Genomic DNA, 1,388 nt, shown 5'->3' with positions numbered 1-1,388 from the left:
GCGAAGAACGTCGTCGGCGGAAGCTGACGCTCGTCACCGACGACTACCACCTGTTTTGCCCTGGCGATCGACCCGAGCGCGTCTACTGGCTGTATCTGGGAAGCCTCGTCCATGACCAGCAGGTCGAACGCCATCTTCCCTGGTGACAGGAATTGGGCAACGGACAGGGGGCTCATCATGAAAACGGGCTTCAGCGCCTGGATCGCAGGACCTGCGCGCTGCATCAGCTGTCGGATCGGCATATGGCCACGCTTGCGGGCCATTTCCGAGCGCAGCAGACCAACGGGGCCTGCACCACCGTCGCGGGAAGGGATCCTGCGATGATGGGCGGTAACCACCTCGATAGCCGCAGCCTTGATACGCTGCGTGTCCAGGTCGGCGAAATCACGTACCGCCCGCGAATGAAGCTCGCCGTCGAACCGTGCCAGTTCGGGTTCCTCCGTCGCCATCGCTGTCAGAATGGCTTCGTAGTAGGCCATGTCGAAAGTCGACTGCGCTTCCTTGGTGCCGATGCGTCCTTCCGCGAGAGCATCGACCAGCTTCGACAGACCGGCCTTTCGCGCTGCTTCCGACCGTTCTCTATAGGCCACCCATTTCGACAGCTGCTCCCGATGCTCAAGCCAGGTATCCAGACGGCCGACGATCTCCGACAAATCGACCTCGAAGAAGTCGCTCGCGCTGAACAGCGAAGCCGCGTCCCCCTTCAGGTCTCCAGCTAGTGCCGTGAGTGCGTCGGCCAACGTCCTGGCTTCGTCCATGGCAAGTTCGGCGGAGGCTGCCACTGCCACCCGCGTCGGAAGTCGTGCGGCCAGATGCCTGAGGTCGCCGTTCTCACGAATCCAGAGCTCGCCATCGGCGAGGACCGCCCAGTCCGACCAGCGTCCGGCCCAGGCCGATCCGAATGCGTTGTCGCCCAGCTCCGCGCCAGCGTCGATGATGCCTGCTAGCCGCTGCAGATCTTCCAGCCGCCGCGCAAGGTTGATGCGGTCGCTGACCGCATCCGGCGGCGAGGCGAACACTTGCATCGATATCTCGTCGGCGCGGTGCACCGCCCTCGCCTTATTGTCGAGGAGGTCGAGCCGCGCGCGTTCCATGGAAGCCACGTCTCCCAGCGCGGCCGACGCCATGTGCTGGAGATCGTTCCAGAACCCTTCGATAATCGGCCTGCCGATCTCGATGACCTTTCGGACACGCTCGGCGCGCGCGCCAGCCTCGGAGCGTTCGGCCAGCCGCCCGGCTATGAGCCGCGGCTCGGAACCCAGCGCCCGAAGGGTCCGCATCCATTCCACCAATGCCAGCAACGGCGCCGAGGCAGACCGTTCTCCCCGCCAATCCGCTCCGAACGCCGACCTGCCGAAGCTGTCGCCCTCGCGAATCCTTGCGGCAGC

1 protein-coding gene is annotated in these 1,388 nt (G+C 64.8%); it reads right to left on the bottom strand.

The features are described 5' to 3' along the window. Window positions 1–1,388, bottom strand: a 1,388-nt coding sequence (locus EJC49_RS23565; protein ID WP_280960064.1) for an AAA domain-containing protein, incomplete at both ends; no start/stop codon positions are given.

The organism is Aquibium carbonis (assembly GCF_003970795.1).
Classification (GTDB): Bacteria; Pseudomonadota; Alphaproteobacteria; order Rhizobiales; family Rhizobiaceae; genus Aquibium; species Aquibium carbonis.
The sequence above is the reverse complement of the archived record's forward strand: the minus strand, read 5'-3'. Positions and strand labels throughout refer to the sequence as shown.